The 5,749-nt window shown below is 64.2% G+C and carries 4 protein-coding genes; all 4 read left to right on the plus strand.

Going from position 1 to position 5,749, the window contains the following annotated elements; all coding sequences use genetic code 11:
- Nucleotides 1-237 precede the first annotated feature (237 nt).
- The 4 genes from EOB49_RS28625 (at nucleotide 238) to EOB49_RS28645 (ending at nucleotide 5,679) form a co-directional block, all read left to right on the plus strand.
- Nucleotides 238-1,659 (plus strand): pyridoxal-phosphate dependent enzyme, encoded by a 1,422-nt coding sequence (locus EOB49_RS28625; RefSeq protein WP_127382949.1) that lies wholly within the window; start codon nucleotides 238-240, stop codon nucleotides 1,657-1,659.
- Entirely contained in the window at nucleotides 1,656-2,837 is a 1,182-nt protein-coding gene (locus EOB49_RS28630) for a PLP-dependent aspartate aminotransferase family protein (protein ID WP_127382950.1), read from the plus strand. The genes EOB49_RS28625 and EOB49_RS28630 overlap by 4 nt, the downstream gene beginning before the upstream one ends.
- Before the next feature lie 245 nt (nucleotides 2,838-3,082).
- A complete protein-coding gene (locus tag EOB49_RS28635; RefSeq protein WP_127328650.1) occupies nucleotides 3,083-4,054 on the plus strand; it encodes a GlxA family transcriptional regulator in 972 nt (323 codons plus the stop codon).
- Nucleotides 4,055-4,374: 320 nt separating this feature from the next.
- Nucleotides 4,375-5,679 (plus strand): Xaa-Pro peptidase family protein, encoded by a 1,305-nt coding sequence (locus EOB49_RS28645; RefSeq protein WP_127328648.1) that lies wholly within the window; start codon nucleotides 4,375-4,377, stop codon nucleotides 5,677-5,679.
- Nucleotides 5,680-5,749 lie beyond the last annotated feature (70 nt).

Raw genomic sequence — 5,749 nt, forward strand, 5'->3', positions numbered from 1 at the left:
CTTCGTCATCCTAGGGCGGAGCAGGAGCGAAGCGACGTCGCGGAGACCCTAGGATGACGAACGCGCGGAGGGTTCGCCTGACTTCGAAGCGACTCTCGCCAACGCAAACCCGGAATTTCATTCCGCATCTGGCCGGTTGATTGGCACGATCTATCTTCTTTCCGACTGCAAAGGGCTGGAAAAGAGGATACGCTGCCGCCCTGCCCAGAGGCGGTGGCTTGGTTATGGAGCATCGATATGAGCGAGCACGAGATCGCCGCAGCCGACGAATTATCCCGCCTGCGTCCGCCCTACAAATCGGTGCTCGATCTGATCGGCCAGACGCCGGTTGTCGAGCTGACCAAATTCGATACCGGCAAATGCCGGCTGTTCATCAAGCTTGAAAGCCAGAACCCGGGCGGCTCGATCAAGGACCGTATCGCGCTGTCGATGATCGCCGCGGCTGAAAAGCAGGGCAAGCTCCGGGGCGGCGGCACCATTGTCGAGGCGACCGCTGGCAATACCGGCCTCGGCCTTGCCCAGGTCGGCATCCCCAAGGGCTACCGCATCGTGCTGGTCGTGCCCGACAAGATGTCGCGCGAAAAGATCCAGCATCTGCGCGCGCTCGGCGCCGAGGTGCGCATGACGCGCTCCGATGTCGGCAAGGGCCATGCCGAATATTACCAGGACATGGCCGAGAAGATCGCTGCGGAAACGCCCGGCGCCTTCTATGCCAACCAGTTCGCCAACCCGGCCAATCCGCTGGCGCATGAAACCACCACCGGCCCGGAGATCTTTTCGCAGCTCGACGGTGACGTCGATGCGGTGGTCGTCGGCGTCGGCTCCGGCGGTACGCTGACCGGGCTTGGCCGCTACTTCGCCAAAGTGTCGCCGAAGACCGAAATGGTGCTGGCCGATCCGGTCGGCTCGGTGCTGGCGCCGCTGATCAAGACCGGCAAGATGGAAGAGGCCGGCAGCTGGACCGTCGAAGGCATCGGCGAGGATTTCGTGCCGCCCAACGCCGATCTATCGCTGGTCAAGAAGGCCTATTCGATCCCCGACAAGCAGAGCATGCTGGCCGTGCGCGACCTCTTGTCGAAGGAAGGTATCCTCGCCGGCTCATCCTCGGGCACGCTTTTGTCCGCCGCGCTGCGCTATTGCCGCGAGCAGACGGTGCCCAAACGCGTCGTCACTTTCGTCTGCGACAGCGGCAACAAATATCTGTCGAAAGTGTTCGACGATTTCTGGCTGGCCGAGCAAGGTCTTGCCGAGCACGAACAGCATGGCGATCTGCGCGACCTGGTGATGCGCTCGCACCGCACCGGCGACACCGTCTATGTCGGCCCGGACGAAAGCCTGCTCAACGCTTATGGCCGCATGCGCCGTTCCGATGTCTCGCAGCTGCCGGTGCTCGACAATGGCAAGCTCGTCGGCATCGTCGACGAAAGCGACATCCTGGCCAAGGTCGACGGCCCCTATGACGGCCGCTGGGAGCGCTTCAACGGCCCGGTGCGCACGGCGATGACCTCAAATCTGCACACGCTGCAGGCCAGCCAGACGCTGGATGCGCTGCTGCCGGTCTTCGACCGCAACGAGGTAGCCATCATCTTCGACGGCGACGAGTTCGTCGGCCTGATTACCCGCATCGACCTGATCAACCATCTGAGGCGCGCACGATGACCGCTGAAACACCACCACCGGGCAAGAACCGTCTGGCTTTCTCGACGCGTACCATCCATGGCGGCCAGAGCCACGACCCGCTGACCGGCGCGGTGATGGTGCCGATCTACGCCACCTCGACCTTTGCCCAGCAATCGCCCGGCGTGCACAAGGGCTTTGAATATGCCCGCAGCCAGAACCCGACGCGCTTTGCCTTCGAGCGCGCCGTGGCTGATCTCGAAAGCGGCTCGGCCGCCTTTGCCTTCGCGTCCGGCCTGGCGGCGATCGCCACCGTGCTGGAACTGCTCGATTCCGGCGCCCACATCGTCGCCACCGACGACATCTATGGCGGCTCGTTCCGGCTGATGGAGCGGGTGCGCAAACGCTCGGCCAATCTGCAGGTCTCGTTCGTCGACTTCACCGACCTCGCCGCCGTGGAAGCGGCGATCCGGCCCGAGACAAAAATGCTCTGGGTCGAAACGCCGACCAACCCGCTGCTGCGCATCGTCGACCTCGAAGGCGTCGCCGCACTTGCCAGGCGCAAGGGGATTTTCACGGTTGCCGACAACACTTTCTGCAGCCCCTATATCCAGCGGCCGCTGGAGCTCGGCATCGACATCGTGGTGCATTCGACGACGAAATATCTCAACGGCCATTCCGATATGGTCGGCGGCGTCGCCGTCGTCGGCGACAACAAGCATCTCGCCGCCCAGCTGAAATTCCTGCAGAACGCCATCGGTGCCATTTCGGGTCCGTTCGACAGTTTTCTGGCGCTGCGCGGGCTGAAGACGCTGGCGCTACGCATGGAGCGTCATTCCGCCAACGGCCTGAAGATCGCGCAGTGGCTGGAAGCACGCCGCGACGTGCGCCGCGTCATCTATCCCGGCCTCGCCAGCCACCCGCAGCACGCCGTCGCCGTCCAGCAGATGCATGCCTTCGGCGGCATGATCACAGCCGTGCTCGACCGCGACCTCGCCGGCACCAAAAAGTTCCTCGAACGCACGCAGCTGTTCACGCTGGCCGAAAGCCTCGGCGGCGTGGAGAGCCTGATCGAGCATCCGGCACTGATGACGCATGGCTCCATTCCGGCCGAGAAACGGGCCGAGATCGGTATATCGGATTCGCTGGTAAGATTGTCGGCGGGGATCGAGGATGGAGATGATCTGATCGCGGATTTGGAGCAGGCGCTGGGGGGATAGACCCTCAAATCGCCAAAATCGGCGCCGCCCCTCATTGCCATGCCGGGCATTTCTCCCCGTATAGCGACGGGGAGAAAGACGCTAACCGCGGCCGCCGGTGATTGGCGTAAGCGCCGATAACAGCGTCCCTCGCCCCGTTTACGGGGAGAGGATGCCGGCAGGCAGGTGAGGGGCGGCGCTGACGTTCCAGGTTCACGCATCAGCCCAATTGACGCCGCACCCCATCTGCCCGAAGTCTAGCGCCCATGGCCACACACGCCCCACCCAAACCCACCGACACCCCTCTCACCTTCGCGGTGCTGGTCTTCCCCGGCTTTCCGATGATGGCGTTCAGTTCGGTCATCGAGCCGCTGCGTGCCGCCAATGTCCTGGCGAAAAGAGAATGCTATCGCTGGATCATCGTCGGTGGCACGAAAGGCTCGGTCGAGGCCTCGAACGGCGTCGTCATCCAGCCGGGTTTTTACGCCGAGGACGCGCCGAAGGTCGATCGCATCGTCGTCTGCTCGGGCGGCGATGCCGATCATCTCGTCGCCGAGGACGCGGCACACTGGATCCGCAAGAGCCTGCGCAACGGCGCCCATATCGGCGCGGTGGCGGATGCGGCGTTCTTCCTCGCCCGCGCCGGCCTGCTCGACGGTCATGCCTGCACCTTGCACTGGACCAGCCAAGCCGCCTTCACCGAAGCCTTCCCCAACATCGAGCTCAGGCGCGACCTCTATGTCATCGACCGCAAGCGCTTCACCTCGGCCGGCGGCGTCGGCAGCCTCGACATGATGCTGGAGATCATCACCCGCGACTATGGCGCGGAGCTTGCCGCCGGCGTCGCCGAATGGTTCGTGCACAGCCAGTTGCGCTCCAGCATCGACCGCAAGATGATGCCGCTGCGGCTGCGCACCGGGGTCCAGAACGAGCTGGTGCTGTCGGCCATCGCCATCATGGAGGACGCGGTCGAAGAACGGCTCGGCATGGCCGAGCTGACCGCAAAGCTTGGCGTCTCCTCCGACAAGCTCGAGCGCTCCTTCCGCTCCGAACTCGCCATCTCGCCCAATGGCTATTACCGCCGGCTGAGGCTGAAACGTGCCGCCGACCTGCTGGCGCATTCGACGCTCGCCGTGCGCGACGTGGCGCTGGCGTGTGGGTTTGCATCGATGTCGAGTTTTGCGCGGGCGTTTCGCGAGGAGCACGGGCATCCGCCGAAACTGGCGAGACGGCATTAGGTGTCGCTCCCTGACGGGTGTGACGTTGGCGGGACAGCGCCCCCCTCTGTCCTGCCGGACATCTCCCCCTCAAGGGGGGAGATCGGACTGCATTTCTGCTTTCGCCAATCTCGGATGTTGCAAAGAAGAACGGCGGCGTCGAAACTGCCAATCTCCCCCCTTGAGGGGGAGATGCCCGGCAGGGCAGAGGGGGGCGCGAAGGATCGCGACGCAACCGATTAGCCAGCGGCATCCCGCACAACACCTGCGGTTTTCCGCACAATCCATTCGCCCCTCCTGCGCCATGCTCCGACCTCGCAACCCAGCCAAGGCCGTACCCCATGAGCATCGTCGTATTCGACCCCGACAGCACCGAGGATGTGGACTTCAAGGACCGCATGCGCCACCCCGCAGCGGCCGATCCGGCCGGCGGCATGTGGCTGTCGGACACCGAGCCGTCCTTCATCGATGCCGATGCGCTGCGCAAGGGCCGGCTGGCGAAACTGCGCGGCTGGATGCGTGAGGCCGGTTATGGCGGCGTCGTGTTGTTCGACCCCTACAACCAGCGCTATGCCACCGGCTCGCGCAACATGTTCGGCTATTTCCTGCGCAACTCGACCCGCTATTTCTTCATTCCGACCGACGGGCCGATCGTGCTGTTCGAATACCCGCAGAGCTATCATGTCTCGATGGTGCTCGACACGATCGACGAGGCGCGGCCTTCCAAGCTGGTCTGGTCGTCGGTGTCGGGCCGCGACGACGAGACCGCCGGTCCCTTCGCCGACGAGATCGCCGAGCTTCTGAAGCAGCATGGCGGTGGCTCGATGAAGCTCGGCCTCGACCGCTGCAGCCATCTGCAGGCGCTGGCCCTGGAAAAGCGCGGCTGCGAGGTCCGCGACTGCCAGGGCGAGATCCTGGCGGTGCGCGCGGTGAAGACGCCCGAGGAAGTCAAATGCCTGCAGGTGTCGATGGCCGGCGCCGAGGCCGCCGTCTATGCGGTGCGCGAGGCGATCAAGCCCGGCGTCTCCGAAAACGACCTGTTCGCCATCATGTATGGCGAGGTCATCCGCCAGGGCGGCGAGTTCATCGAGACGCGGCTGCTGACATCGGGCCAGCGTACCAATCCGTGGTTCAACGAGGCCAGCGGCCGCAAGATCCGGCCCGGTGAGCTGCTGGCGCTCGATACCGACACGATCGGCTGCTACGGCTATTATTCGGATTTCTCGCGCACCTTCCGCTGCGGGCCGGGCAAGCCGACGCCCTACCAGAAGTCGCTCTACCGCATGGCGCACGACCAGGTTCAGCACAACATCTCGATCGTCAAACCCGGCATGGCGTTCCGCGAGATCGCCGAGAAGGCGTGGAAAATCCCGGACCGTTTCGTCGACCAGCGCTACACCTCGGTCATGCACGGCGTCGGCATGCATGGCGAAACGCCGTTCATCGCGCATGCCATGGATTACGAGACCTATGGCCGTGACGGCCATATCGTGCCAGGCATGGTGGTGAGCGTGGAAAGCTATATCGGCGAGAAAGGCGGCCGCGAGGGCGTCAAGCTGGAGGACGAGATCCTGATCACTGAGACGGGCACGGAGCTGCTTTCGCGCTTTCCCTATGAGGACGAGTTTCTGGAGACGCAGGTTTGATGCGGGCTACCAATGAGCGCCTCGTTCCCTGGCGCCCCCCTCTGTCCTGCCGGACATCTCCCCCCTTGAG

This window comes from Mesorhizobium sp. M7A.F.Ca.MR.148.00.0.0, from assembly GCF_003997735.1.
In the GTDB taxonomy this organism is placed as follows: Bacteria; Pseudomonadota; Alphaproteobacteria; order Rhizobiales; family Rhizobiaceae; genus Mesorhizobium.

Excerpts from the sequence above, each read along its gene's own strand:
- EOB49_RS28625 (WP_127382949.1), top strand. The coding sequence starts at position 238 with ATGAGCGAGCACGAGATCGCCGCAGCCGACGAATTATCCCGCCTGCGT.
- EOB49_RS28630 (WP_127382950.1), top strand. The coding sequence starts at position 1,656 with ATGACCGCTGAAACACCACCACCGGGCAAGAACCGTCTGGCTTTCTCG.
- EOB49_RS28635 (WP_127328650.1), top strand. The coding sequence starts at position 3,083 with ATGGCCACACACGCCCCACCCAAACCCACCGACACCCCTCTCACCTTC.
- EOB49_RS28645 (WP_127328648.1), top strand. The coding sequence starts at position 4,375 with ATGAGCATCGTCGTATTCGACCCCGACAGCACCGAGGATGTGGACTTC.